Origin of the sequence: Mycolicibacter kumamotonensis (assembly GCF_002086285.1) — a bacterium.
Classification (GTDB): Bacteria; Actinomycetota; Actinomycetes; order Mycobacteriales; family Mycobacteriaceae; genus Mycobacterium; species Mycobacterium kumamotonense.
On the sequence record NZ_MVHU01000121.1, the window covers coordinates 1 to 318 of the forward strand.

Below are 318 nucleotides of genomic sequence, written 5' to 3' on the forward strand. Positions count from 1 at the left end.
ACTGACTCTCCTCGACACGGCACTGCACTCAGACCGCGCCGTCGTCGCCCCCATGCTCCTCGACTCCGCCGCCCTGCGCGCACAGGCACGCGTTGGGGCTCTTCAACCGTTCCTCAGCGAGGTCATCGGGGCGACCGTGAACCGACGGCCCGGGGGCGCTCTCGCCCAACAGCTAGCCGGTGCACCCGAAGGTGACCGAGCCGAGATCGTTCTCGCGCTCGTTCGCAGCGCTGTCGCCGACGTGCTCGGGTATGAGTCGTCGGCGGCGGTGGATGTGGGTCGGGCGTTTAAGGAGGCGGGTTTCGACTCGTTGGCGGC

1 protein-coding gene is annotated in these 318 nt (G+C 68.9%); it reads left to right on the forward strand.

The features are described from left to right. Window positions 1-318: acyl carrier protein (locus BST28_RS24475; protein WP_207570206.1), on the forward strand; the 318-nt coding region annotated here is incomplete at both ends.